We start from the raw sequence: 458 nt of genomic DNA, 5'->3' as shown, positions 1-458 counted from the left end.
AATGACCTGTCGGGCCGCGTGTCGTTCCTGACCTTGAATGACCAGCTGGAAAGCGTGCCGCGGGCCAGCGCCAACAAGTTCGTGCAGGCCCAGCGCGACCAGCTGACGCCGCGGATCAACGCCGGTGAAGAGAAGATCGCCCCGCGTCACGCCGAGCGTGTGGCCGAGGCTCAACGGCGCCTGGCGGCGGATACCGACGAAGAACTGGCGCGCCTGACCGCGTTGCAAGCGGTCAACCCGACCGTGCGCGACAGCGAACTGGTTGCCCTGCGCCAACAGCGCGAGCAAGGCCTGGCGATGCTCGACAAGGCGGCGCTGCGACTGGAAGCGATTCGGGTGTTGGTCGCGGGCTAACTTCGCCGCCCTACCCTGACAAACAAAAAGGCCCGCGCAATGCGGGCCTTTTTTATTCACTGTAGACATCGTTGTTATTGATGACCTCTTCGCGAGCAAGCCCG

General features: G+C 64.0%; 1 pseudogene. It reads left to right on the top strand.

From position 1 onward, the window contains the following. Positions 1 to 354 (top strand): annotated as a pseudogene (locus tag HX869_RS30200) (RNA polymerase-binding ATPase); the annotation flags it as partial. Between the last annotated feature and the right edge of the window lie 104 nt (positions 355 to 458).

Origin of the sequence: Pseudomonas sp. P7779 (assembly GCF_013386315.1) — a bacterium.
In the GTDB taxonomy this organism is placed as follows: domain Bacteria; phylum Pseudomonadota; class Gammaproteobacteria; order Pseudomonadales; family Pseudomonadaceae; genus Aquipseudomonas.
The sequence above is the reverse complement of the archived record's forward strand: the minus strand, read 5'-3'. Positions and strand labels throughout refer to the sequence as shown.